At 60.7% G+C, this 884-nt stretch carries 1 protein-coding gene; it reads right to left on the bottom strand.

Features of this window, described 5'->3' with window-relative positions:
- A partial coding sequence (locus tag AB4Z20_RS27975; RefSeq protein WP_442091228.1) for an immunoglobulin-like domain-containing protein occupies positions 1-884 on the bottom strand: 884 nt, incomplete at both ends.

The raw sequence follows: 884 nt of genomic DNA, 5'->3' as shown, positions 1-884 counted from the left end.
GTTGCCGAGAGCGTCAGGCCAGTGGTGTCCTGGGTGTCTGTGACGATGGTGTCGGCAGGCTTGCCGTCGATGTCCAGTTTTTCGTAGTTGCCGCCCTTGGCGTCATCAATCTTCACGCTCAGGTTATCGCCGCCTGCGAGGGCGTCGTTTGGCGTAACGAAGTTCACGCTACCACTGCTGGCGCCGACCGCGATGGTGATGGTCTGGCCGTTCGACAGGGTGATAACCAACGGAGCTTCGGTCACGGGTGCATTGACCGAGGCGGTGTACACCACGGTGCCGCCTTCGGCCACCGTCGAAGTCGCTGTGAGCGAAACGGTGCTGGTGTCGATGGTGTCAGTGACATCAGTCACCGCCGGCGTGGTGTTCGGAACCAGGTTCTCGAAGTTACCGCCAGTGGCGTTGTCGATGCTGACTTCGACTTTGCCGGCATCTTTGTAGACATCATCTTTTGGTGCGTCGACAGTCACGGTGCCGGTAGTGGCGCCAGCAGCGATGTTGATGACGGCGCCGTTGCTCAAGGTCACAGTGACAGGCGAGTCAGCGGCGTTGGTCAGGGTAGCGGTGTAAACGATGGAGCCGCCTTCGGCGACAGTGTCAGTTGCCGAGAGCGTCAGGCCGGTAGTGTCCTGCACATCGGTAACGGTGGTGTCGGCTGGAGTGGCGTCGATGTCCAGTTTTTCGTAGTTACCGCCCTTGGCGTCGTCGATCTTCACGCTCAGGTTGTCGCCGCCCGCGAGGGCGTCGTTTGGCGTAACGAAGTTTACCGAAGCGGAGCTGGCGCCGACTGGGATGGTGATGGTCTGGCCGTTCGACAGGGTGATAACTAACGGGGCTTCGGTCACGGGTGCATTGACCGAAGCGGTGTAAACCACGGTGCCGCC

This window comes from Pseudomonas sp. KB_12, from assembly GCF_052114545.1.
Taxonomy (GTDB): Bacteria; Pseudomonadota; Gammaproteobacteria; order Pseudomonadales; family Pseudomonadaceae; genus Aquipseudomonas; species Aquipseudomonas brassicacearum.
Note: the sequence above shows the minus strand (reverse complement) of the source record. Positions and strands in the feature narration are given on the sequence as shown.